This window comes from Lyngbya confervoides BDU141951 (assembly GCF_000817775.3).
GTDB lineage: Bacteria > Cyanobacteriota > Cyanobacteriia > Thermosynechococcales > Thermosynechococcaceae > Lyngbya > Lyngbya confervoides.
Genome location: NZ_JTHE03000037.1, coordinates 35,258 through 58,541 on the forward strand (window position 1 = coordinate 35,258; position 23,284 = coordinate 58,541).

Here is a 23,284-nt window from a genome sequence, read left to right on the forward strand (position 1 = left end):
CGAATGGTTATTGAACGGCAGAGATAGACTGAGATCGGCTCGGCAGATTTTCGCGGGAAAGGACTTGATCAATCAAACCGTAGTCTTTTGCCTCTTCAGCAGACATGAAAAAGTCCCGGTCTGTATCCGATTCAATGCGCTCAAAGGGCTGACCGGTATGGTCCGCCATTAAGTGGTTGAGCTGATTTTTGAGATAGAGGATTTCCTTAGCCCGAATCTCAATGTCAACCGCTTGCCCCTGAGCCCCTCCCAAGGGCTGGTGGATCATGATCCGAGAATGGGGGAGGGCCATCCGCTTCCCCTTAGCTCCCGCGGTGAGCAAAAATGCGCCCATACTGGCCGCAAGCCCAAAACAAATCGTACACACATCCGGACGGATATGTTGCATGGTGTCATAGATGGCCAAGCCTGCGGTGATGGATCCGCCCGGTGAATTGATATACAGGTAAATGTCTTGGTCAGGGTCCTCGGATTCTAGAAACAGCATTTGAGCCACAATAGAATCGGCCATGACATCGTCAATCCCGCCACTGGAGGATCCGCTGCCGCCCAGGAACACAATTCTCTCCCGCAGCAGACGCGAGTAGATGTCAAACGCACGCTCACCTCGTCCAGATTGTTCAACAACCATCGGCACGATATTGCGCGGAATCTCGGCAGTGGGATAGGAGGTAGCACCCGCTATCTGCGCGGATATGGGGTGAAATGAAGATTGGGAAAAAAACATAGAGGTCGATCTCGGACTGTTGTCTAAAAAAGCATATGGCATGGAATCGAACCCTGATTGCTCACCGCAAGAACCCGGATTGAGTGCCTCATTGATTCATTATGCCTCATGAGATTTAAAACGGTTAAGGACCGTTGATCCACTCAAAATTCCTATAACCCTGAGGGGCTGGAGTGTTTCTAAAAACAGGGGGATAGGACTACAGCCAAGAACTTACAAAGTTTTATTGAGGAATGCCCTGGGGCTTCCCCAAGCCCCGCCGGCCGAGTCCCTCCGGTCGGCGGAGTTACGATTCTTTCTTGGCCTTAGCCGAGGCTTTGGGAGAAGCTTTGGGCTGATCATCGTCCGCAGCAGGCTGCTCTGAATCCTCGGCCTGGGTGCTTTTTACCTCAGCGCTCTTTGCCTTAGGACTCTTTGCTTGGGTGGCGGCCTTTGCCTTCGGCGCTTTGCTTGGGGGCTTCTTGGCGGGGGGGGATTTTTCCTGTGCGGCAGGTTCCTCTGAGGCTGCTTCCTCTGAGGCTGCTTCCGATGGTGTGGCCTCGGCTGGGGCAGACTCCTGGGGAGGATGGCAGGTAATGGTGGAGTGCTCCTTGACCCAGTCTAAAACCTGGGTCTCAAGCAGTTCATCTGCCAACACCTGCCTCAGGCGATCGCGATCAATTTTGCGCTCATCTAGCTGCTTCAGGGTGGCGGTGAATTTTTCCTCCAGAGCTTCGAGGTCCACCTCTAGTTTTTCTTGCTTGGCCACCTCTGCCAAAGCCAGCGTGCGCTTCACTCGCTTTTCGGCCTCGGGTTTAAGGCGCTCTTTAAAGCCCGGAATGGACTCCTTGGTGAATAGCTTGTTGATGTCCATGCCCTGGGACTGAAAACGGGCCGCCATTTCGTTGAGCATGGCGTTGACTTCCTGTTCAATCAAGGTTTGAGGCAGATCCACCTCTAGCTCTTCCACCAGGGCATCCATGATGGCTTCGTGGGTACGGTTTTCCGTCTCCGTTTGCGCCTCTTTTTGATATTGTTCCTCCAGGAAGGTTTTCAGGCCATCCAGAGTCTCAAACTCGCTAATTTCCTGGGCAAAATCATCCGTTAGCTCAGGGAGCTCCTTAGATTTAATATCCTTGAGCGTTACCTTGAAGGTGGCGGTGCGTCCTGCCAGGCTTTGCTCAAAGTAATCCTCGGGAAACTCCACCTCGAATTCTTTGTGCTCATCAATTTTCATGCCAATGACGCCCTGCACAAAGCCCGGTAAGAAACGACTTTCAGAGAGTTCAACCTGAAAATCCGTCATTTCAGATCCCGAGTCTTCCCCTGCCTCTGAATCGTCTGGGAACTCGCTGATAAAGTCCACCATGACCACATCATCCATTTGGGCTGGCCGATCGTCTACCGGCACCAGGGTGGCATGGGCAGACTGCTGCTGTTGCAGTGTTTCGTTAATGCGCTCTGGATTGTACAGGGATTCCTCAACGCTCAATTCAAAGCCACTGTGGCGCTTCAGGGAAATCTCGGGATGGATATCTGCGCTGGCGGAAAAGGTAATGCTATCGCCGGGCTTAAACTGGTCGACTAGCTCTTCAAAGGAGGACTGCAGCTCCAGATTTCCGAGAATGGTGAGGTCTTCCTGTTTGATGGCCTCTTGGAGCGCATTTTGAACCAAGTCTTCCAGGGTGGCGGCCTTCAGATAACCACTCCCGAAGCGTTGCAAGATTACTTGCCGGGGGACTTTCCCGCGCCGAAACCCCGGAATTTGTGCGGTTCTCATGAGCTTGGTGATCACAGACTCGTAGGCTTTTTGCGATCGCTCTCCCGGAATCTCAATCTCAAGCCCCAGTTGACTGGCCGGGAGCTTTTTCTGGGTTACGGTTAGGGTTTGTGTCTCAGACAATGTCTTCCTCTCAATTTCTGCTGTGAGTTTTTGTCAGGAGGGCAATTAAAACTGCGCAATAAGCTATGATAACTGATCAATGTGGCGTCAATTATTTTTTCCAGAATGCCTTTGGGTTCGACGGACCCTCGGTGGCGCGACAACTGGCGCGTCAGCTAACGGTTGCCCAGGATTTATCAAGCTCAGAGGGCCATTTCAATTGAATCCTGGCCTCGCCAGGATCAAAACAGCGGTCAAAATGGGATTACTCTAGACGAGAGCTGAGGGAACCTGGAGCCCGATACTTGAGAAAAGTTAGCGAGTCAAGACTTGATGTTTTCAAGAAACAATCTATACTCAGGGTATTCCAGGGCGCTCCCACTTCAAAAAAATATTGAGCTGTCGCTTCGGGCTTGGCCCAGCTTTTGAAAAAAAAAGAAATTTCAGGTTTTTGTTTTGTCATAGATGTTGTTTTATTCCAGATGTTTTATTCCAAATGTTGAAGACAAGGAGGAGGTTGATTGACAGAGTCGTATAGCGTCGCCATCTTGGGGGCAACCGGAGCGGTGGGGGCAGAGCTGCTTCAACTGCTAGAGGAGCGTAACTTTCCAATTTCAAATCTCAAGCTGCTTGCGTCCCCTCGTTCTGCGGGGCAGGTGCTTGAATTCAAGGGAGAGTGCTTCACCCTTGAGGCTGTGAGCGAGAAATCCTTTCAGGGCATGGATATCGTGCTGGCCTCCGCGGGCGGTTCCACCTCCAAGGCTTGGGCAGAGGCAATTGTGCAATCTGGCGCGGTGATGATTGACAACTCAAGCGCCTTTCGCATGGATCCTTCCGTGCCGCTTGTGGTCCCAGAGGTGAATCCTGATGCCGTGGAAGATCATAGGGGAATAATTGCCAATCCCAACTGCACCACGATTTTGATGAGCCTTGCGGTTTGGCCGTTGCACCAGGCCTGTCCCATTCAGCGTCTGCTGGCAGCTACCTATCAATCGGCGAGCGGGGCTGGGGCCAGGGCGATGGAAGAGCTCAAGCAGCAAACCCAGGCCATTTTAAATCAGCAAGATCCCCCCGCCGAGATCTTCCCCTATCCCCTGGCCTTCAACCTTTTTCCCCACAATTCCCCCCTCAATGCCCAGGGATATTGTGAGGAGGAAATGAAGATGATTCATGAGACCCGTAAGATCTTTGGTGCCCCAGATTTGCGGGTGAGTGCAACCTGCGTTCGCGTGCCTGTACTCCGGGCCCATTCAGAGGCCATTAACCTTGAGTTTGCAGAGCCGCTATCGGCAGATCGCGCCCGACAAATTCTCGCTGAGGCTCCGGGGGTGAAGTTGCTAGAGGATTGGGACAAGAACTATTTCCCGATGCCGATGGACGCCAGCGGAAAAGATGAGGTGTTGGTGGGACGCATTCGCCAGGATCTTTCCCATCCCTGTGGTTTAGAACTATGGATTTGTGGGGACCAAATTCGCAAGGGCGCAGCCTTAAACGCCATCCAAATTGCCGAATTGCTCGTGAACCGAAACTTGGTGCAGTCCGCAATGGCAGTATCTTCCTAAGTTCGCTCATTTTTGGGTCCTGTTTGCCTCCAAGCTGCTTGGCTGGGTTGCTAGGGTCGGTTTGAACTCTATTTGTCTGTTTTGAAATCACTGGAGTCAATTGTGATTCGATTCGTTGTTAGCGCGCTGGAGTAGGGTGCCTGTGACACAGTTTGGCAGGATTATCACTGCAATGGTCACACCGTTTGACCCTCAAGGTCAGGTGGACTATGAGCTTGCGGCGCATTTGGCGCAACATTTGGTGGCCAACGGTTCAGACTCGTTGGTGATTTGCGGAACGACCGGAGAGTCGCCAACGCTGACCTGGGATGAGCAATATCATCTGTTTCAAGCCGTGAAGCAGGCTGTGGGGGGTAAGGCTCAGATTATCGCGGGCACAGGCTCAAATTCGACCCGAGAAGCCATCGCCGCCACGGAAAAGGCCGCCGCCCTAGGTCTGGATGGAGCGCTGCTGGTGGTGCCCTACTATAACAAGCCTCCCCAGGAGGGGCTGTACGAGCATTTTGCCGCGATCGCCCAGGCCGTTCCCAGCCTGCCGATCATGCTGTACAACATTCCCGGTCGCACGGGTCAAAACATGTCCCCGGAAACCGTGGCGCGGCTAGCGGAACTGGACAGCGTGGTGGCCATTAAGGAGGCCAGTGGTAGCTTAGATCAGGCCAGCCACATTCGCCGTCTGACCGACCCCAGCTTTTTAATCTATTCGGGTGACGATGGTCTCACGTTGCCCCTGCTGGCCGTCGGGGGATCGGGCGTTGTCAGTGTTGCCAGTCATGTGGTGGGCTTAAAAATGAAGGCGATGGTGGAGGCCTTTTTTGCCGGAAACGTAGCCGAGGCCAGCCAAATCCACACTGACCTATGGCCTTTGTTTAAGGGGCTATTTGCCACCACCAATCCCATTCCAGTGAAAACTGCGCTGAATCTCATGGGCTGGTCAGTGGGTGGAACTCGCCTGCCCCTCTCGAACCCCACTGATTCCTTAAAAGAAGACCTGGCCCGTATTTTGCAGGAAATGCATCTTCTTTGAGTTAACGATCTGCCGCTGCTAGGGGAGACTCGGGAGTTTCTCGGAACCGGTGGAAGGCTCAAAGGGTGATCTAGATCGATGGAATCCCTCCCATGGCTCTGTTGGAAAGATTTCTGGAACTCAACTGATTTACTGAATTGAACTAAAGGAACGAAAACCTATGTCTCGAAAAAAAGCTAGTCAAGCTTTGAAGATCATCCCCCTGGGCGGCCTTCATGAAATTGGAAAAAACACCTGCGTTTTTGAGTACGGTGACGAAATTATTTTGCTAGATGCAGGGCTTGCCTTCCCGTCCGATGGGATGCATGGCGTCAACATCGTGCTTCCAGACATGACCTACCTGCGCGAGAATCGTCACAAGATTAAGGGCATGATTGTTACCCATGGTCATGAAGATCACATTGGTGGCATTCCGTTTCACCTGAAGCAGTTTGATATTCCCGTAATTTACGGGCCTCGCCTGGCCATGGCGCTTTTACAGCGCAAGCTGGAGGAAGCAGGAGTGGCTGGAAAAACCGAGTTGCGAACCGTTGCCCCGCGTGACATTGTGCGGCTGGGCGAGAACTTTTTTGTGGAATACATTCGCAATACTCACTCCATTTCCGACAGCTTCTCTGTGGCTTTGCATACTCCCTTAGGGGTGGTCATCCACACGGGCGACTTTAAGATTGACCATACCCCTGTGGATGGGGAGCGCTTTGACTTCCAAAAGCTAGCCGAGCACGGGGAACAGGGCGTGCTTTGTCTGATCAGCGACTCGACAAACTCTGAAGTTCCAGGGTTTACGCCCGCTGAGCGATCCGTGTTTCCCAATTTAGACCGCGTGATTGGGGAAGCCCCAGGGCGGGTTTTTCTAACCACCTTTGCTTCCTCAGTGCATCGGGTCAATATGGTCCTGGAGTTGGCGCAAAAGCATGGTCGCAAGGTATCGGTCCTGGGGCGATCCATGCTCAACGTCATTGCCCATGCTCGGGAACTGGGCTATATCAAATGTCCAGATAACCTCTTTGAGCCGCTCCATGCCCTGCGAGATCTTCCCGACCACAAAATTTTGATCCTATCGACAGGGTCCCAAGGGGAACCCATGGCGGCCATGTCTCGCATTGCCCGAGGTGAGCACCGCCAGGTGAGGATTCGGGAGAATGATACGGTTATCTTTTCGGCTAATCCGATTCCTGGCAATACAATTGCCGTGGTGAATTTGATCGATGCCTTGATGATGAAGGGGGCACGGGTCGTATACGGTCGACAGCAGGGGCTGCACGTGTCTGGGCATGGATCCCAAGAGGATCAAAAAATGATGATTGGCCTAACCCGGCCCAAGTTCTTCTTGCCCGTCCATGGAGAGCATCGCATGCTGGTCCGCCATGCAAAGACGGCCCAGAGTATGGGAATTCCTGCAGAGAATATGGTGGTGATTCAAAATGGTGACATTGTCGAGCTGACTGAGTCTTCCATTCAAATTGCGGGCCAGGTTTCGGCCGGAATTGAGCTGATGGATAATGCTGGCGTCTTGAAGGCCCATGTCCTGGAAGAGCGCCAGCGACTGGCTGAGGATGGCATTGTTACCGTTGCGGTGGGCATCAATGGGGAGGGTAAGCTGATGTATCCGCCCCAGGTGCATCTGCGAGGTGTAGTGACGCCGGTAGCCGAGGAAAAGTGGCAATTCTGGGTGCAAAGCACCTTGGAACTGGCCTTGAACAACCGCTGGTCCCATTATGCTTCTGGATCCGCCATTGATTGGGAGGGTCTACAAGACTATCTGGAGCGAGAGATCCAGGGGCTTTTGCGTCGTGAGCTCAAGTCTCGAGCAACGTTGGTGTTGATGATGCAGTCTAGCGAATCGGTCAACGCCTCCCAGAAAAAGGCGCGGGTGCGCCAACGTCGCACTCGAAGTACAGCGCAGGTTGCATCCTAGTCAAGGTACAGGGGAGAGCGTCGCTACAGAAGCATGACGGCCCGTTCTGCTAACTGCGATCGCTCACCCTGCCGCAGGGTAATATGCGCCGCCAGAGGTTCGGCCTTAAACCGTTCCACGGCGTAGGTCAAGCCATTACTGGCGGCATCAACGTAGGGATTATCGATTTGATCGGTGTCTCCCGTGAGCACCACCTTGGTGCCTTCACCAGCTCGGGTGAGAATGGTTTTAACTTCGTGGGGCGTCAGGTTTTGGGCTTCGTCCACGATTAAAAACTGCTGGGGGATGCTTCGGCCGCGAATGTAGGTGAGGGCCTCGATCTGAAGGAGTCCCTGCTCCATCAGTTCTTCGTGGCCGCGTCGCCAATGGGCTGGCTTATGGGCTGTCGGAGCCTGGGTTCCTAAAATGAGATCTAGATTGTCGTAAAGGGGCTGCATCCAGGGGGTCATTTTTTCGGTGATGTCCCCTGGTAGGTACCCTAAATCTTTTCCCATGGGAATAATGGGGCGAGCAATCAGCAGCCGATGATACACCTTCTCATCCGCCACCTTTTGAAGACCGGCGGCGATTGCCAGGAGCGTTTTACCCGTGCCCGCTCGACCGACTAAGGTGACCAGGGGCACTTGATCGTTCAGCAAGAGAGCTAAGGCAAACTTTTGCTCCTTATTGCGGGGATGAATCCGAGAGATGCCGTTGTGGGGAAATTTCGGAATCGGCGTCAGGGTCGTTCCGGAGCTAGAGACAGTTCCGAGGGCAGTATGTTGAGGATTTGCCTGGTCAATAAGGGTGATTGCCTGGTTGGGAAGCTGGGCCTGGGGTAGATCGACCGAGCCATCTTTAAATAGAGCCTGAATATAGTCTGCATCAACCAGTAGGTCCTGAACACCGGTGTAGAGATCATCAAAGTCTATTTTGTCTGTTTCATAATCCTCTGCGGCTAATCCCAGAGCATCGGCTTTAATTCTGAGATTGGTATCCTTACTGACCAACACCACCGGACATTGGCACTGGCGCTGTAGCTCTAGCGCCGTTGCCAGAATCGCGTTATCGCCACTGTCTCCCTCCAGTCCGGGTGGAAGCTGGGCCACGGTTGCCTTATGACAAAGGGCCACTTGTAAGGTGCCGCCATTGTCCAGGGGGATTTTCTGGGTCAATGATGCCCTCTGGCGCAGGTCGTCCAGTGTTCTGGACACCTGGCGGGCATTGCGGCCCATTTCTTCGGGATGCTTTTTAAATCGATCCAGCTCTTCAATAATCGTGATGGGCAAAACTACGTCATTATCCTCAAAGCGCAGCATGGCTGCTGGGTCGTGGAGTAAGACATTGGTATCTAAGACGTAGACTTTCTTCATAGGAATTTGCTCAGCTTCCATCCACCATACAACAGTTGGTGAGGTTCGCTGCGAAATCTCAAGATCATCAAACCCTGGGAAGCGCCCTTGCCAGGGAAGCTTTCCAGGGTTACTGGGATCCTTTTGTCGGAGGACGAGGGGATCGATTCTGACTTAATGCCTGGAGACTAGAGAATATCGAGCAGCTCCACCTCAAAAACCAGGGTTGAGTTGGGTGGGATGACGCCGGGGACTCCACGAGATCCGTAGGCTAAATCTGGCGGAATGACCAGCTCGCGTTTCCCGCCCACCTTCATGGTTTCAACCCCTTCATCCCAGCCTTTGATGACCCGCCCGACGCCGATGGGAAAGGTAAAGGGTTCGTTCCGGTCGAGGGAGCTATCAAACTTTTTGCCATTGGTGAGCATGCCAGTGTAGTGAACGCTGACCAACTGCCGGGGAGAGGGACTCTCGCCGCTGCCCTCCTTCAAATCCCGATACTTGAGGCCCGACTCTGTGATGGTGTAGGCCTCGTCGCTGACCGATTCCGCAGGAGCCAGATCCGATGCGCGGGGCTTGGGCATCGCGGCCATCACTGGCTGCGCCTGAGGTTCAGGGACAGAATCCGCCGTGGCCGAAGCAGGCGCTGTGACCAGTTGCGCGACGACTAGCACCAACGTAAAAACAACAATGGCCGCGGCGCTTACGAGAATGCTGCGCACAATAAAACTCCTTGATATGCTCGTTCTGAAAACAAAGGGTGGCTGATTTCTGGCGCTCGCGCCCGGTGCAGGAAATCAAGATGGTCCAGGGGGCGATCTTGATTGTCATTCCGGCGATCGCGGCTTTAAAACCTAACGCCACTGCTTATTCTCTAAGTCTCTCACTTGCCGTTCCAATCGATCAATGCGCCCTCTCAATTCATCCACTTCCGCTTGGCGAGGTAGCCCCAAATCGTACATCATGTTGCCGAGCTGACGCTGCATCTGAGTTTCCCACTGACTAGGGTCCGATCGAAGCTGCTGCATGAGATCTTCCACAAAGGCCGTCGCCTGTTCTGGATTCAGCCGTCCTTCGCGCACCCACTGTTCAGTCACATCTCGAAGCTTATCAGCCACAAAGGTGGTGGTGCCAACGCCAATTAAAAGTAGCTGCTTGAGTAAATTATTCGATTCCATGGTGGAGGCTGGTGCTAAAGGGCGGTCACATTCTTCTCTATCCTAAGCGAGCTGACCCGATTCATCGAGTCAGGTTTGGGAAGAATTTTGCAGGTGTTAACCCTTAATGCACAGTACCTGATGTAAGGTTGCCACGATATTGACCAAGTCGGACTGGTTGGCCATGACCTGTTCAATGGGTTTGTACGCTGCAGGAATTTCGTCAATGACGCCAGCATCCTTACGACATTCAACGCCTGCGGTCTGTTGAACTAAATCCGCCACTGAAAACTGCCGCTTTGCCTGGGCACGAGACATAGACCGCCCCGCCCCATGGCTACAGGAGCAGTAGCTTTCACGGTTGCCTTTTCCCTGAACAATAAAGGACTTGGCGCCCATTGACCCTGGAATAATTCCATAATCATCCTGACGCGCTCGCACCGCTCCTTTTCGAGTAATGACCACCGAAGTCCCGTCGTGGATCTCCTGCTCTGCATAGTTATGGTGACAGTTCACCCGAAAGCGAGGCTGGGTGGGCTTGCCCCCGCCTAGGTGCAATTCCACAATTCGCTTAAATCTGGCCATCATGACTTCCCGATTATAGCGAGCATATTCTTGTGCCCACTGTAGATCTCGCCAATAGGCGGCAAACTCTGGAGTTCCCTTGACAAAATAGGCCAGATCGGGATCTGGCAACGAGACCTCCATAAGTTTTGCCAGTGCTTTAGCCGTGTGAATGTGGTTTTGGGCCAGCATGTTGCCGATGTTTCGTGACCCGGAATGCAGCATCAGCCACACCTGTTCTGCCTCATCTAGACACAGCTCTATAAAATGATTGCCACCGCCCAGGGAACCCATTTGAGCCAAGGCTTTCTGATCCAACGATTGAACGCCTGGATGCAGGGTTTTAAAGTCTTTCCATCGTTGCCAATTGTAGACGGGCTTGTCGATGGACTGGTTCTGGCTAAATCCGACGGGAATCGCTGCTTCCACCGCTTGGCGAATTTGCTTGAGTTTGCCCTCAAGCTGCGCAGCTGTAAATGGTGTTTGGATCGCACACATTCCGCAGCCGATGTCAACCCCCACAGCTGCCGGAATGACTGCGTCCTGGGTCGCAATCACAGAACCGACTAAGGCCCCTTTGCCAAGGTGAACATCGGGCATGAGGGCAACGTGCTTATATACAAAGGGAAGGGAGGCAACGTTTTTCGCCATGCGTATTTCCTGCGTCCCCAGATCATGGTTAGCCCAGGACAGAACCGGCTTGGCGGTGGCGAGATTTAAGGTCTGGTAAGGCATGGTACGGGGTCATTGAGGGTCGAACAATCGCCGTTGAGAGCAGCGGTCAAGCGCGGTGGCAGGGCGCTGGGCGTTGATTGAGATCAGCCCGCTTCATTGCCGAGGGGTTTAGGGCGTTTTGTTGATCTGCTGTCGATGCCAGTTCAGCACTTGGGCCAGGGTTAACTGTTCGATGGACACCTCGGCCTGGTTGGCAATTGTCGCTAAGGGCGATTGAGAGGCGACCAGCAAGTTTCCAAACCACTCCACAAAGGGTTCTTCGAGGGTTCCATTGTGATAGAGCTGGGGATCTTCTCGCAGGGCTGAAAAAATCTGATCTGGACTCAGACTCTTCACCGTTGTGTTGAGCCGATGCGCCAGGGCGGTGAGATATCTGGCCGCGTAAAGCTTCAGGCGAACTGAAAAGCGATCGCGCGTGGGCAGGAGAGACTGATCAATTTCGGCACATTCTGCTTCAGTGAGCAGAGCACTCAAGGATTCAGGAAGGGACTCCGACATAGACACCCCGTTTAGCACAACTTTCTTGATCCTAGCCCACGACACTTCGGGCAGACAGCCTGGGGCTTATCGGCGGCAAACCCGTGGCTAGCGTCTCGATTATCCTATCAGGTCTCAAAAAAACAAATTTCCGTTAAATTTTTGACAAAGCTGTACCCAAAATGACAAACTTGCGTTAAATTTATTTCCGTGTACAATTTATTTTGATACGCAACGCAACAGCATTCAGCCAGGCTAGCGGGGGAAACAATCACGCCTAATTTGTCCCTTGAGGGACAAAAACGGGGTGACGCTTGGCCTAACTTTCAAGATTAATGACAGCGCGATTTCGGCGAGGCTAGCGGCATCATTGAATGCTGCTGGATTGTCAGAACTGGTTCATCACATACAGAGCCAGGTCTGGTTTTCGCACGAGATTTTTGTCCGACTCAAGCAAAGATCATTCAAGGTGAGATATGAATACCGCTCGTTTAGTTAAAATTGCCTCTCTCTCGACGTTGTTTGCCGGTGCTCTGACCCTGCCTGCTCTGGCGGGGAGCACCTATGTTGAGAATGACTACAGTATTCGGAATATCTACAAAGGTCGCAACACGACCAATGTGAATATTGATACTAACTATAAATTTGATCGCCACGCGGTATCCAAATCCACGAAGGACGGAACCACCTGGACTGAAACCAAGCAAAAGTCTAGTGGACATGTAGACGGCCTATGGCAAGAGCAATCCTTCCGGGAAGTGGATGATTTTGAGATCTCTGCAACGAGCAAGTCCACAGAGACGGGCTGGGGAAGCACCAAGGAAAAAGTCCGGGTTCACGATACCTATAACTACAACGGCATTGATAAGACCCACCGCGTGACTTCTGGATTTGACTTCTAGATTGTGACTGTGTGGCCTTAAAAGGGGGCGACCGCTCCCTTTTAAGGTCTCCATATAAGGTTTCTATCTGAATCCTTGGTCTGTGCAGAAGACGTTTGTACGTTGATAGCGCCGGAAAGGAGGTGGCTCAATCTCTAACCTCCTCCCCCCTCTCTTTATCTCCCCCTATCCCTCACTTGAAGATTGGGCTGTCATTGCAGCCTCTTGTGGAATCTGCTGCGCTCCAGGGAAAGTTTTTTCTCACGAAAGTCTTGTCGCGGGAGACAGTGACAGTTCCAGTTGATTCCAGTTCGCTCAAATCACCCGTGAAAACCATGAATATTCGGATTGCCATCCCGACTGCTCTGGGGATCTGTAGCTTAGTGGCCTACGGAGCCAATGCTCAGACGACCAACAATATCAGTGCGCCTAATAATGCACAATCCACAGCGAATCCCGTGGTGGATCTCAATCAGAATGGCGCTCTGGTGAATACACAAGTCAATAACAATCCTCTGGGGCGCAGCGTTGTCGGAAACGGAGTGGCTGACTGTAGTTCCTCCGGGATTGCGCTCTCAGTTTTCGGGAATGGGGTGGGTCCCTTTGACACCGGGAGTATTGGGGGAGCGTTTACCTACACGCAGTCCTTTGGAATGGAAACCTGTCAAAACTATGCGAAGTCTCAGCTGGCCAAGTCAAACTTAGAGACTTGTCTGATGATCATTAGTAATTATTCCAAAATTTCTAAGGCAGGCATTCAAATTAGTTATCAAGATCTGCAGCGCGTCGCGGGGGTCAACTGTCCCCGAGTGGTTCTGCCCGCAACTTCCCTGCCAGAGAACCAGTCCTACGCTCCTGGCCCCGAGGATCCGGCGGCCTATCCGCCTCCGGGGCCGTCAAATGCCGGATCCGCTGCCTACAGCGCTCCCCAATATGGCGCTCCCCAATATGGCGCCCCGCCTCAATCGCAACTGCCCGTTGCCTATCCACCCGCTACTCCCGGTTATGCCCCCCAACCTCCCCTGCAGCCCCAATCAACGGGCTATAGCGGTGGGGGTCCCCAAGCTCAGCAACAGCGTCAGTCTGATCCGGTGTATCATTCACGATCTCAACGGTAAGTTGATGGGGTTAGCACCTTGGTTGCTTGCCATACAGGTTGGCTAGCTAAGGTTTGCCATACAGGTTCAGGTCCTTCCCAGGATAATCACGATGTTTAATGTCAGTACTTGTTTAAGGTGTCCTGCGCTTCCCCTCGGGGTTTCTGTGGGGCTGATGCTGATTCACGGACCGATGGCGATGGCCCAGATCTTTCCTTCCCAGGTGGTGACCTTTACGGTGGGGGGGCATGGGACTGCGGAAACCTCGCGCGTGCGTCGGGAGAGGAGTGTGGAACGGCCCTTTTCGTTTTCGCTGTCCACGGACAATCAGCAGATTCAAGAGCGTCGCAGGGCGGAGGAAGATGGGCTGCAAATCCAGGAGGAGTCTAACTTTAGCTACGAGAGTTACAGCTTTATCCAGGAGAAGGGAAAGCAAGTTGAAACGAAGGTGCAGCGAACCTATGATACTTACAGCTATTCTGAATTTTCTGTGAACCAGTCGTTCTCGGTGGATTATTGAATCGTCCAGATGTTCGATAGCCGATCAGTGCAGCAAAAGGACCCTCAACTCGTGAAGCATACCCCACTGACCACGTTGATTGCCGGCGTACTGAGTGTTGCTGGGATGCCGTTGATGCTTCAAGGGGCGGCGACGGCGGTGCCGCTGTTTTTTCAGCCCTTTGAATTTACCCTGGGCGATCGCTTCTTTACCCCGTTTGCCTACTACTCAGCTGATAGCGACTTCAGGGTTCCAGGTTATTATCATCAGCCGATTTTGCTGATCAAGTCCCAGGACTACTACTTTGCTACCAAGTCCTTTGAGTATGAAGGCGAAACCTTTGCGGTATTCGAGTATGGAACGGACTATGAATTTTAATGCGGACTTTGCGGGGTGAGATCTTTGACTGGGTATCTTTGACTGGGTATAGAGCCATGAAAAGCGTTGTCACCATCCTTCCAGCCCTCCTGGGGATTTTGATCCTGCCGCAGGCAGTCAAGGCCCAGGCACATCTGCTAATCCCGCTTGCACCAGCGGTTCCGGCTGAACCCGCTCCCAGGGCTGTGCCCAATCCAGCGGAGACTGTGGGCACCCGCCCAGGGCAATATTCCGACAATCGTCTCCAACCCCCTGCCAGTAATGTGGAGGCTCTAACGGCAGAAAAGCGCTTCCATCACGTTGGGTTGGTGGATAGCATTAGTGGGGATTACGTCACGATTCATGGGGAGGAAGGCGCAAGAACCACCCATACCTTTTCTCCTAAGCTGGCCACCATCCCTCAGCTCTCTCGCGGCATGTTGGTGTCCTACAACCTGACCGGCAATCAAATCTCGGATCTGCAGGTTCCGGTGGTCAAGGAGGTTTTTGAGGGGGTGTTGATTGTGGTGGAAGAGGACGTGCTGGGACTGGTGTCAGCGGTGGGAGAACGCAAGCTGACCAAACTGCCCCGTGAGAAAATTGCCTCCCTGCGGCTTCTTCCTGGACAGGCGGTGAAGGTTGTTGAGTTTGAGGGAACCTCAATGAAGGTCATCTGTTCTCCGGGGACCCATGAAGCCCAGCCGATTAATTTGGGCGTTCTAACGGCCCCGCTTCAGAGCTATTAAATCAGAGCGATTAAACCAGGGGAATGGCGGGGAATTGCACAGTGGCTTCCTCCCCTTCGCCAGATTGGATGCCGCCGACCTAGGCCGGCACTGGCTGATTTCCGGGAAGTCAAGATTAGCGCAGCTGAATTAGATAGCCGCAGCGATGCTCCCCATTCACAATCCAGTGGGTGCGCTCCACCGCGCAATCTTCTAGGGCGAGGGCAAACATTTCCAGTTCGTGATCGCACACCTTGGGGAAGGATTCGGCCACATGGGCAATGGCGCAATTGTATTCCGTGAGGATAAACTCTTTGGCCTGACTGGGGTCGGCATCCAGGGGCTGCGGGTAATATTCGGCCATGTAGCCTTCGTTCTTGCGCAACTGCACCAGTTCCGCCACCCGTTCGGCTAGGGGACCTTTGCCAAGTTTCTGCTGATACTCCAGAGCCTTGCGCTCCCACTGCTTGCGCAAAATGGTTTGCATTTGATCCGGACCAACGGTTTCGGCCAGGGTATCGAGCAGGTCGAGGGCAAATTCATCGTGGCGATCGGGGAGGCGATCGCGTCCGGCCTTACTGAGGCGATAGGTATGCTGGGGCCGTCCCATTCCCTCCTGGACCAGCTCAAACTCTAAGAGCCCCTCGCCTTCAAGATCCTTGAGATGTCGTCGAATCGCCTGGGGACTGACCGCCAGCGCCGTGGCCAGATCGTTGGCCGTGGCCCGCCCCTGACGCAAAAGATAGTTCAGGATATCTTGCTTGGTGGAATGCCCCGCGCTAGCCATAGATTCAGGACTGCCCATCGAAGTTCCTAGACTTTGACAACATCAATGTTGCTAAAGTATTTTACAATGACAAAAGCAACCCGATTGTTGCTTTATTATACATGTCCGATGGAGGGGGCGCAGCGCCCCGTTTAGAGAGTAAACGTCATGAGTGCAAGCGTTCAAACCTTAGTCAATCAGCCCTACAAATACGGGTTCAAGACAGAGATTGAAACTGAAACCATTCCGCGGGGCCTGAGCGAGGATGTGGTCCGCCTAATTTCGGCCAAGAAAAACGAGCCGGAATTTATGCTGGACTTCCGCCTGAAGGCCTATCGCCAGTGGCTGAAGATGACGGAACCCGACTGGCCGCACGTGTCCTATCCCCCTATCGACTATCAAGACATTACCTATTATTCGGCACCTAAGGTCCAGGAAAAGAAAAAGAGCCTGGACGAAGTGGATCCAACCCTGCTGGAAACCTTTGAAAAGCTGGGGATTCCGCTGTCTGAGCAAAAGCGACTCTCTAATGTGGCGGTGGATGCGGTCTTTGACAGTGTTTCCGTGGCCACCACCTTCCGGGAGCAGCTGGCCGAAGAGGGCGTGATTTTTTGCTCCATTTCGGAGGCCGTGCAGGAATACCCGGATCTGGTGCAAAAGTATCTGGGCAGCGTGGTTCCCATTGGGGATAACTTTTTTGCCGCCCTGAACTCAGCGGTGTTCAGTGATGGATCCTTTGTGTATATTCCCAAGGGTGTCACCTGTCCGATGGAGCTGTCCACCTATTTCCGGATTAACACAGAAGGATCGGGTCAGTTTGAGCGGACGCTGATTATTGCGGAAGATCGCAGCTATGTGAGCTACCTAGAGGGCTGTACGGCCCCCATGTTTGACACCAATCAGCTGCACGCAGCGGTGGTGGAATTGGTGGCCCTGGATGATGCTGAAATTAAATATTCCACGGTGCAAAACTGGTATGCCGGGGATGAGAACGGCAAGGGTGGCATCTATAACTTTGTGACCAAGCGCGGGCTGTGCGCCGGGACAAACGCCAAGATTTCCTGGACTCAGGTGGAAACCGGGTCGGCGATCACCTGGAAGTACCCCAGCTGCGTGCTGGCCGGGGATAACTCGGTGGGCGAGTTTTACTCGGTGGCCCTGACCAACAACCGGCAGCAGGCCGACACCGGCACCAAGATGATCCATGTGGGCAAGAACACCCGCAGCACGATTATCTCGAAGGGGATTTCCGCTGGGCGCTCTAAGAATAGCTACCGGGGGTTGGTGCGGATGAGCCCGAAGGCGGAAGGGGCGCGCAACTACTCCCAGTGCGACTCAATGCTGATTGGCAGCAACGCCGAGGCCAATACCTTCCCCTATATTCAGGTGCAGAACCACACCGCCAAGGTGGAGCATGAGGCTTCAACTTCAAAAATTGGCGAAGATCAGCTCTTTTACTTCTCGCAGCGGGGTATTTCCGCTGAGGACGCCATCTCGATGATGATTAGCGGTTTCTGCAAGGATGTGTTTAATCAGCTGCCCATGGAGTTTGCGGTGGAAGCTGATCGCCTGTTGAGCCTGAAGCTAGAGGGCAGCGTGGGCTAGGGGGCGATCGCTGGCAGGCTTGGGGGAGAGCGCTTCCCCCGTTTGTTGAAAAGATGACGGTTGTAAACGGTTGGAGTAAGGAGAAAACGTGAAGAACGAAACGGGTGAGGTCATCCTCTCGATTCAAAATTTAACGGCGAGCGTGGATGACAATCCGATTTTGAAGGGGGTCAACCTGGAGATTCGCGCTGGAGAGATTCACGCGATCATGGGACCCAATGGATCGGGGAAAAGTACCCTATCCAAGGTGCTGGCTGGCCATCCCGCCTACGAGGTCACCGGGGGCCATGTCACCTATCGAGGCCAGAACCTGTTTGATTTAGAGCCGGAAGACCGGGCGCGCGCCGGCGTGTTCCTGGCCTTCCAATATCCCTTGGAAATCCCCGGGGTGAGCAACCTAGACTTTTTACGTGTCGCCTACAATGCCAAGCAAAAGCACGAGGGCAAGGAGGAACTGGACGCCTTTGATTTTGACGATTTGGTGCGCGATCGCCTGGAAGTGGTGAAGATGGACCCGGCCTTTCTCGATCGCAGCGTGAATGAGGGCTTTTCGGGCGGCGAGAAGAAGCGGAACGAGATTCTGCAAATGGCGCTGCTGGAGCCTGCGCTGGCGATTTTGGATGAAACCGACTCTGGTTTAGATATTGATGCCCTGAAGATTGTGGCTAACGGCGTGAACCAGCTCACGAGGCCGGACAATGCGGTGCTGTTGATTACCCACTACCAGCGCTTGCTGGACTACATCGTGCCGGACTATGTGCATGTGATGGCGCGGGGCCAGATTTTGACCACCGGCGGAAAAGATCTAGCGCTGGAGCTGGAGTCGAAGGGATACGACTGGATCCTGGAGGACGAAAAACTGGCAGCGGGGGCAGCATCATGAGTCTACAAGTGTCTTCTGCCTCGGTGAGTGCGGCCTCGGGTTCCGCTGCCCAAAAGCGGCAGGCTTATCTGGCGCAGCTGTTAGCCCAGCGTCCAGCGTCAGCTACTGGGGAACTCCAGGCCATCCGCGATCGCGCGCTGACCCTGATTCAAGAGCAGGAACTCCCTGGCCCCAAAGCGGAAGACTGGCGGTTTACGGATCTGTCGCCCCTCTATGCGATCGAATTTCAGGCCGCGCCCGCCGCAACGCTGACCCCCGATCAACTGGAGGCGATCGCCTGGTCTGGCTTAGAGCCCCGGATTGTGTTTGTGAATGGCCGCTTTGAGTCTCAGCTTTCTCAGCTGCAGTCCCTACCGGCAGGAGTTTCCTTTGCGTCCATCGCAGATCTCAGTGCCGAGGCCCTGACTGCGATCGGGCAACATCCGGGGGCTGGGGAGGTGTTTACGGCGCTGAACGCGGCAACCTTCTTAGATGTAGCGGTGCTCAAGGTGGCTAGAAATCAGGTGCCTGAGGAGCCGATTCATCTGCTGTTTGTGACCACAGCCGGGGCGCAGCCGCATATGAGCGTACCCCGCGTGCTGGTGCAGGTAGAAACCGGGGCGGTGGCCACGCTAATTGAAGATTACGTAACCGTGGGAACTGGCCAGACCTTTACCAATGCGGTGACGGAGGTGGCGATCGCCGCCAATGCGGAACTGCGTCACACGCGCATCCAACGGGAAAGTCCCGAGGCCTTTCACTTGGGCAAAACCACAGTCACCCAGGCCCGCGATAGCCGCTACCGGGCGGTGAATTTGAGTGTGGGCGGCCAGATTTCCCGGCACACCCCGGAGGTGACGACCCTAGATGGGCAGACCGAAACGGTGCTGGACGGGCTAACGCTGGCGGTGGCGAGTCAGCTTGCCGATACCCATTCCACCCTCACCTTTAGCGCCCCCCACTGCACCGCGAATCAGTTACACAAGTGCATTGTGGATGATGCGGCGCGGGCGGTGTTTAACGGCAAGGTGTTTGTGCCGCAGGTTGCCCAGCAAACGGATGCGGCCCAGCTCAGCCGCAACCTGTTGCTTTCGCCAAAAGCCAGGGTTGATACCAAACCCCAGCTGGAAATTGTGGCGGATGATGTGAAATGTGCCCACGGGGCCACCGTCAGCCAGCTGGAAGAAGATGAAGTGTTCTACTTACAAAGCCGGGGACTTGATCGCGAGAACGCTTGCGATCTGCTGGTCAAAGCCTTTGCCGCAGAGATCTTGCAAAAGTGCCCCGTGGATTCGATTCGCCAGGGTTTGCTGCGGCAGATTTTGGCGCAGGTTCGCTAGTCTATCTCCTCCCTTGTCCCTTAACCGCCCTACAGGTCTATGATCGCGATTCAGGAAAAATCCCTTGCCCAACAGGTTCGTGCCGACTTTCCGATTCTGCACCAGGAGGTGAACGGCCAACCGCTGGTCTATCTGGATAATGCGGCCACCTCGCAGAAGCCCCAGGCGGTGCTGGAGGCGCTGAACCACTATTACCGGCGGGATAACTCCAATGTGCATCGCGGGGTGCATACCCTCAGCGGTCGGGCTACGGATGCCTACGAAGGGGCCAGGGACAAGGTGGCGGCCTTCGTCAACGCTGCCCATCGGGAGGAGATTATTTTTACCCGCAATGCCAGCGAAGCGATTAACCTGGTGGCCTACGCCTGGGGGCAAACTCAGATCCAGGCGGGGGATGAAATTATTCTGACGGTGATGGAGCACCACAGCAATCTGATTCCCTGGCAGATGGTGGCGCAGCGCACTGGAGCGGTGCTCAAGTTTGTGGGCCTGACCGAGACTCAGGAGTTTGACCTGGAACAGTACAAGGCGCTGGTGAGCGATCGCACCCGGCTGGTGGCTGTGGTTCATGCCTCCAACACTCTGGGCTGCATTAATCCGGTGGAGGAGATCATTGCGATCGCCCATCGGCATGGGGCGAAGGTGCTGATTGATGCCTGTCAGAGTGCGCCGCACCTGAAGTTGGATGTGCAGGCGATGGACTGCGATTGGCTGGTGGCTTCGGGGCATAAGATGTGTGGGCCGACTGGGATTGGATTTTTGTACGGCAAGCAGCAAATTTTGCGATCCATGCCGCCGTTTTTAGGGGGCGGGGAAATGATCGCGGATGTGTTTTTAGACCATGCCACCTATGCGGATATTCCCCATAAGTTTGAGGCGGGGACGCCGGCGATTGGGGAGGCGATCGCGCTGGGGGCGGCGGTGGATTATCTGATGGAGATTGGCATGGATCGCATTCATGCCTACGAGGCGGAGCTGACGGCCTATTTGTTTAAGCGCTTGGCGGAAGTTCCGGAGGTGACGGTGTACGGGCCGCAGCCGGATGCGCGGGGCGAAGGGCGAACGGCGCTGGCGTCGTTTACGGCGGGAGAGGTGCATCCCCACGATTTATCCACGATTTTGGATCAGGCGGGGGTGGCGATCCGGGCGGGGCATCACTGCACGCAGCCCTTGCATCGGGCGATCGGGGCGCAGTCGACGGCTCGGGCGAGTTTGTATTTTTACAACACCCCGGCGGAGATTGATAAATTTATTGAATCGCTTCAGGAAGCGGTGGAGTTTTTTGGGAGTATTTTTGGCTAGTCTAGAGCAGTCTAGCCATATTTAACCCATCTTTGAGTTAGGGATGTCGCTTCTGCTAAGCGGCGTTGAGTTTGGCGGTGACTTCCACTAGTTTTTGGGCAACCTGATGAACGGCGAGTCGTTGGGCTTCATCCTGCAACTGGCCTTGGGCATCAAAGGCTGAGTGGGCCGTGGGAATAGATTTTTGATCGGGGATGACTAGGACGCCGATCCCTTCTAAAATGGCCCGCACATGAATCAAGCCCCGCATGCCGCCCAGTTGCCCCGGTGAGGCAGACAGCAGCGCTGCGACTTTATGGCGAAAGCAGGATAGGGCCATGGGCGGCTCTCCGGGTTCGGGCCGGGAGGCCCAGTCAATGGCGTTTTTGAGCAGGGGGGTAAGGGAGCCGTTGTATTCCGGGCAAGCGATGAGGAACCCCTGATGCTCTTTCAGCAGGGCTTTGAACTGAACCACTGAGGCGGGTAGACCGGCCTTGGCTTCTAGGTCTTGATTGTACAAAGGCATGTCGTAGTCGAGAAAGTCGAGGTAGGTGACCGCTGCCCCGGCTGCTTTTGCGGCTTCAGCTGCCGCTTTGACTAACTGCTGGTTGAAGGAGGCGCTGCGGGTGCTTCCGGCAAAGGCCAGAATTTTGGGGGTTTGAGGCTCCATTGGGGGGATCTCCACGTTCCTGTGGCTCTTATCTTAGCAGGCGCTGACTTGGGGGTTGGGCAGAGGGGGGATTGGGTGCGCGGTAATGAGGGGAACCTGTGGAGTTTCTCTGGCTTGCGTTGATTTTGCTGCCTTTTGGGGAGGGTGGATGCGATCGCTCAGGGGACCTTCCGTCGGGAGGATCGGGAGAAGGCTCAAAGGATTTTCTTGCCGAGCCAGAAAGCATTGGCAAGCATGCTGGAAGGGAGAGATATTTTACCTAATCAAGTTTTAAGGTTTATAAGATGATTTTTGACGCTAAAATGCTTGAGAAAAGCTGTTATTTTACTCTAGTCAATAAATTTGGGAATTTTTGAGGAAGGGAAGGAGGCTAGAACGGCAGGCGTGCTAAAGGATTCTAGGAACCTATCTCCGCTTGGGGTCCATACTCCTCGGTACAGTGCATTTATACTATTTCTAGGCTGATTAAAAGAGTTCTAGATTTATGAATGAGCTCTAACACTCATATTTAGGGATTTTAAACGGTATTTGATTGCTAAACGTCCCTGATCGGGATGTTAGATGCAAGTTGCTTATTTAAATACAAATTACGTGCTCTCTCCACAGTCAAAAATGGTAAACCAAGAGGAATACATCATCTATGAACAATTACTCAATTATCATGCTCGGTCCCAGTGGCTCAGGAAAGACCGTATTCCTGTCCAGTTTGTATAAAAAGCTTTCAACACAAAGTGATCTAGGATTTTTCCTTCAGGTCGATACTGCTGAAAAACGTATACGGCTCAATAATATCTATACCCAAGTTGCTGTTGATGAAAGATGGCCTGCTGGTACAAGATACAACGAAGTTTCGGAGTGGACATTTACTTGTCGAGTTCAAACAAGTGATTTGTCAATTTATGATGCCTGCTCCTTTACATACCTTGACTATGCTGGAGGCAGGATTACCGAAGAAGCCGACGAGGAAGACGGAGGCTTAGGTTTTAGCGATAGATTTAAGACAGCAGATGCCCTTCTAGGATTATTAGATGGTCAAAAGCTGTGCTCTTTAATGAGACAGGAAAAGCTAGGTACAGTTTGGGCTCTTAAAGATCTACGCAATATGATCGATGTAATGCAAGGATCGAATAAGCCTGTTCAGTTTATTATTAGCAAGTGGGATGTGGTTGAGCAGAGCTATACTCTAGAGCAAATCAGAGATCGATTGCTTGAGATTGATGAGTTTAAAAATTTGGTCAGACTTAGAAATCAAGCTAGTTCACCTGTTCGTCTTATTCCTGTCAGTGCAGTAGGAAAAGGTTTTGCAATTGCACAAGCTGATGGCAGCATGAAAAAAACAGGTGAACTGCCTAAGCCATTCCAGGTTGAGGTTCCACTAGCTTGTATCTTGCCTGATATGATCAAGGTAATGATAGATGAGCTGATAAAAAAACGTGAAGCCGAGTTAAAAAACCCTATAGAGGTTAAACCTAATCTAGGCTTTCTTGATTACCTAGGAAAATTATTTGCTGGTGGTGTAAAATTTGTCCAAGAACTTTTACCGAAAAAGTATCAATTTACAGATGATATTTTCCAGACTTTAATTGAATGGGCAGAAACTCCTGCCCAACAGAAGGTTGATTTTGCGGCTAGAAGAACTGAGGAGCTAAGGCGAGAACAAGTAGAATCTTTAAAGGTAGTTGGTCACAGCAAGAAGTACACCTTATTGGAAATAGGGCGTTTCCTTAAGTCGTACAGCAATTATGCGGAAGCGAGTTTTGGTTCAGGGTAACCGTCCCAGGGTCGAACGAAAAAATGAGCGTTTTAGGGTCGCCAGTCGATTAAGATACAGAGCATGAGTTC

General features: G+C 53.3%; 22 protein-coding genes. 13 read left to right on the forward strand and 9 right to left on the reverse strand.

The window, feature by feature from the left end; genetic code table 11:
- Positions 1–7: 7 nt before the first annotated feature.
- A complete protein-coding gene (clpP, locus tag QQ91_RS05675; protein ID WP_349306856.1) occupies positions 8–640 on the reverse strand; it encodes an ATP-dependent Clp endopeptidase proteolytic subunit ClpP in 633 nt (210 codons plus the stop codon).
- 373 nt (positions 641–1,013) lie between these two features.
- Positions 1,014–2,609, reverse strand: a complete 1,596-nt coding sequence (gene tig, locus QQ91_RS05680; RefSeq protein WP_166280948.1) for a trigger factor — start codon at positions 2,607–2,609, stop codon at positions 1,014–1,016.
- Positions 2,610–3,109: 500 nt separating this feature from the next.
- Here tig and QQ91_RS05685 point away from each other — a divergent pair, with 500 nt between their 5' ends.
- From QQ91_RS05685 to QQ91_RS05695, 3 genes are all read left to right on the forward strand, one after another.
- Positions 3,110–4,150 carry an aspartate-semialdehyde dehydrogenase gene (locus tag QQ91_RS05685; RefSeq protein WP_166280952.1) on the forward strand — a complete coding sequence of 347 codons (1,041 nt, stop codon included), beginning with the start codon at positions 3,110–3,112 and terminating at the stop codon, positions 4,148–4,150.
- Between the two features lie 172 nt (positions 4,151–4,322).
- Positions 4,323–5,177 carry a 4-hydroxy-tetrahydrodipicolinate synthase gene (gene dapA, locus QQ91_RS05690; protein WP_201277340.1) on the forward strand — a complete coding sequence of 285 codons (855 nt, stop codon included), beginning with the start codon at positions 4,323–4,325 and terminating at the stop codon, positions 5,175–5,177.
- A gap of 160 nt (positions 5,178–5,337) precedes the next feature.
- Positions 5,338–7,095, forward strand: a complete 1,758-nt coding sequence (locus QQ91_RS05695) for a ribonuclease J (RefSeq protein ID WP_166280956.1) — start codon at positions 5,338–5,340, stop codon at positions 7,093–7,095.
- Positions 7,096–7,118: 23 nt separating this feature from the next.
- Here QQ91_RS05695 and QQ91_RS05700 read toward each other — a convergent pair whose 3' ends face one another.
- From QQ91_RS05700 to QQ91_RS05720, 5 genes are all read right to left on the reverse strand, one after another.
- Positions 7,119–8,447, reverse strand: coding sequence for a PhoH family protein (locus tag QQ91_RS05700; RefSeq protein WP_166280958.1), 1,329 nt, complete (start codon positions 8,445–8,447; stop codon positions 7,119–7,121).
- 167 nt (positions 8,448–8,614) lie between these two features.
- Entirely contained in the window at positions 8,615–9,148 is a 534-nt protein-coding gene (locus QQ91_RS05705) for an FKBP-type peptidyl-prolyl cis-trans isomerase (RefSeq protein WP_166280960.1), read from the reverse strand.
- A gap of 132 nt (positions 9,149–9,280) precedes the next feature.
- The gene (locus QQ91_RS05710) at positions 9,281–9,604 is read right to left on the reverse strand and encodes a phasin family protein (protein WP_166280962.1); all 324 of its coding nucleotides are present in this window, start codon (positions 9,602–9,604) and stop codon (positions 9,281–9,283) included.
- 96 nt (positions 9,605–9,700) lie between these two features.
- Positions 9,701–10,882, reverse strand: a complete 1,182-nt coding sequence (locus QQ91_RS05715; protein WP_166280964.1) for an RtcB family protein — start codon at positions 10,880–10,882, stop codon at positions 9,701–9,703.
- Positions 10,883–10,990: 108 nt separating this feature from the next.
- Positions 10,991–11,380 carry an NDH complex assembly factor CRR9 gene (locus QQ91_RS05720; protein ID WP_166280966.1) on the reverse strand — a complete coding sequence of 130 codons (390 nt, stop codon included), beginning with the start codon at positions 11,378–11,380 and terminating at the stop codon, positions 10,991–10,993.
- A gap of 455 nt (positions 11,381–11,835) precedes the next feature.
- Between QQ91_RS05720 and QQ91_RS05725 the strand changes: the two genes are divergently transcribed.
- The 5 genes from QQ91_RS05725 to QQ91_RS05745 all read left to right on the forward strand — a co-directional run bounded on the left by QQ91_RS05725 (position 11,836) and on the right by QQ91_RS05745 (position 14,939).
- A complete protein-coding gene (locus QQ91_RS05725) occupies positions 11,836–12,261 on the forward strand; it encodes a hypothetical protein (protein ID WP_166280968.1) in 426 nt (141 codons plus the stop codon).
- 314 nt (positions 12,262–12,575) lie between these two features.
- Positions 12,576–13,358 carry a hypothetical protein gene (locus QQ91_RS05730; protein WP_201277341.1) on the forward strand — a complete coding sequence of 261 codons (783 nt, stop codon included), beginning with the start codon at positions 12,576–12,578 and terminating at the stop codon, positions 13,356–13,358.
- 91 nt (positions 13,359–13,449) lie between these two features.
- Positions 13,450–13,857, forward strand: a complete 408-nt coding sequence (locus QQ91_RS05735; protein WP_166280970.1) for a hypothetical protein — start codon at positions 13,450–13,452, stop codon at positions 13,855–13,857.
- 9 nt (positions 13,858–13,866) lie between these two features.
- Positions 13,867–14,214 carry a hypothetical protein gene (locus QQ91_RS05740; protein WP_201277342.1) on the forward strand — a complete coding sequence of 116 codons (348 nt, stop codon included), beginning with the start codon at positions 13,867–13,869 and terminating at the stop codon, positions 14,212–14,214.
- 56 nt (positions 14,215–14,270) lie between these two features.
- A complete protein-coding gene (locus tag QQ91_RS05745; protein ID WP_166280974.1) occupies positions 14,271–14,939 on the forward strand; it encodes a hypothetical protein in 669 nt (222 codons plus the stop codon).
- A gap of 115 nt (positions 14,940–15,054) precedes the next feature.
- Here the strand turns inward: QQ91_RS05745 and sufR are convergent, their stop codons facing one another.
- Positions 15,055–15,723 carry an iron-sulfur cluster biosynthesis transcriptional regulator SufR gene (gene sufR, locus QQ91_RS05750; RefSeq protein ID WP_201277343.1) on the reverse strand — a complete coding sequence of 223 codons (669 nt, stop codon included), beginning with the start codon at positions 15,721–15,723 and terminating at the stop codon, positions 15,055–15,057.
- Positions 15,724–15,852: 129 nt separating this feature from the next.
- On the opposite strand from sufR, the gene sufB reads away from it, so the two are divergent.
- The 4 genes from sufB to QQ91_RS05770 all read left to right on the forward strand — a co-directional run bounded on the left by sufB (position 15,853) and on the right by QQ91_RS05770 (position 20,793).
- Positions 15,853–17,289 carry a Fe-S cluster assembly protein SufB gene (gene sufB, locus QQ91_RS05755; RefSeq protein WP_166280978.1) on the forward strand — a complete coding sequence of 479 codons (1,437 nt, stop codon included), beginning with the start codon at positions 15,853–15,855 and terminating at the stop codon, positions 17,287–17,289.
- 88 nt (positions 17,290–17,377) lie between these two features.
- The gene (sufC, locus tag QQ91_RS05760) at positions 17,378–18,172 is read left to right on the forward strand and encodes a Fe-S cluster assembly ATPase SufC (protein WP_166280980.1); all 795 of its coding nucleotides are present in this window, start codon (positions 17,378–17,380) and stop codon (positions 18,170–18,172) included.
- Entirely contained in the window at positions 18,169–19,491 is a 1,323-nt protein-coding gene (sufD, locus tag QQ91_RS05765) for a Fe-S cluster assembly protein SufD (RefSeq protein WP_166280982.1), read from the forward strand. Before sufC ends, sufD begins: the two co-directional genes overlap by 4 nt.
- A gap of 39 nt (positions 19,492–19,530) precedes the next feature.
- Positions 19,531–20,793 carry a SufS family cysteine desulfurase gene (locus QQ91_RS05770; RefSeq protein ID WP_166280984.1) on the forward strand — a complete coding sequence of 421 codons (1,263 nt, stop codon included), beginning with the start codon at positions 19,531–19,533 and terminating at the stop codon, positions 20,791–20,793.
- Between the two features lie 55 nt (positions 20,794–20,848).
- Here QQ91_RS05770 and QQ91_RS05775 read toward each other — a convergent pair whose 3' ends face one another.
- Positions 20,849–21,442: an NADPH-dependent FMN reductase gene (locus QQ91_RS05775; RefSeq protein WP_166280986.1), complete on the reverse strand. Its 594-nt coding sequence runs from the start codon at positions 21,440–21,442 to the stop codon at positions 20,849–20,851.
- Positions 21,443–22,082: 640 nt separating this feature from the next.
- On the opposite strand from QQ91_RS05775, the gene QQ91_RS05780 reads away from it, so the two are divergent.
- Positions 22,083–23,213, forward strand: a complete 1,131-nt coding sequence (locus QQ91_RS05780; RefSeq protein ID WP_166280988.1) for an ATP-binding protein — start codon at positions 22,083–22,085, stop codon at positions 23,211–23,213.
- Positions 23,214–23,284: the final 71 nt, after the last annotated feature.

Bases quoted from the DNA above. Each gene is read 5' to 3' on its own strand.
- QQ91_RS05725 (WP_166280968.1), top strand. From the start codon at position 11,836: ATGAATACCGCTCGTTTAGTTAAAATTGCCTCTCTCTCGACGTTGTTT.
- QQ91_RS05735 (WP_166280970.1), top strand. From the start codon at position 13,450: ATGTTTAATGTCAGTACTTGTTTAAGGTGTCCTGCGCTTCCCCTCGGG.
- QQ91_RS05720 (WP_166280966.1), bottom strand. From the start codon at position 11,380: ATGTCGGAGTCCCTTCCTGAATCCTTGAGTGCTCTGCTCACTGAAGCA.
- QQ91_RS05710 (WP_166280962.1), bottom strand. From the start codon at position 9,604: ATGGAATCGAATAATTTACTCAAGCAGCTACTTTTAATTGGCGTTGGC.
- sufD (WP_166280982.1), top strand. From the start codon at position 18,169: ATGAGTCTACAAGTGTCTTCTGCCTCGGTGAGTGCGGCCTCGGGTTCC.
- sufB (WP_166280978.1), top strand. From the start codon at position 15,853: ATGAGTGCAAGCGTTCAAACCTTAGTCAATCAGCCCTACAAATACGGG.
- QQ91_RS05780 (WP_166280988.1), top strand. From the start codon at position 22,083: ATGAACAATTACTCAATTATCATGCTCGGTCCCAGTGGCTCAGGAAAG.
- QQ91_RS05740 (WP_201277342.1), top strand. From the start codon at position 13,867: ATGTTCGATAGCCGATCAGTGCAGCAAAAGGACCCTCAACTCGTGAAG.
- QQ91_RS05715 (WP_166280964.1), bottom strand. From the start codon at position 10,882: ATGCCTTACCAGACCTTAAATCTCGCCACCGCCAAGCCGGTTCTGTCC.
- QQ91_RS05770 (WP_166280984.1), top strand. From the start codon at position 19,531: ATGATCGCGATTCAGGAAAAATCCCTTGCCCAACAGGTTCGTGCCGAC.
- QQ91_RS05700 (WP_166280958.1), bottom strand. From the start codon at position 8,447: ATGAAGAAAGTCTACGTCTTAGATACCAATGTCTTACTCCACGACCCA.
- QQ91_RS05695 (WP_166280956.1), top strand. From the start codon at position 5,338: ATGTCTCGAAAAAAAGCTAGTCAAGCTTTGAAGATCATCCCCCTGGGC.
- QQ91_RS05745 (WP_166280974.1), top strand. From the start codon at position 14,271: ATGAAAAGCGTTGTCACCATCCTTCCAGCCCTCCTGGGGATTTTGATC.
- QQ91_RS05730 (WP_201277341.1), top strand. From the start codon at position 12,576: ATGAATATTCGGATTGCCATCCCGACTGCTCTGGGGATCTGTAGCTTA.
- QQ91_RS05775 (WP_166280986.1), bottom strand. From the start codon at position 21,442: ATGGAGCCTCAAACCCCCAAAATTCTGGCCTTTGCCGGAAGCACCCGC.
- sufR (WP_201277343.1), bottom strand. From the start codon at position 15,723: ATGGGCAGTCCTGAATCTATGGCTAGCGCGGGGCATTCCACCAAGCAA.
- dapA (WP_201277340.1), top strand. From the start codon at position 4,323: ATGGTCACACCGTTTGACCCTCAAGGTCAGGTGGACTATGAGCTTGCG.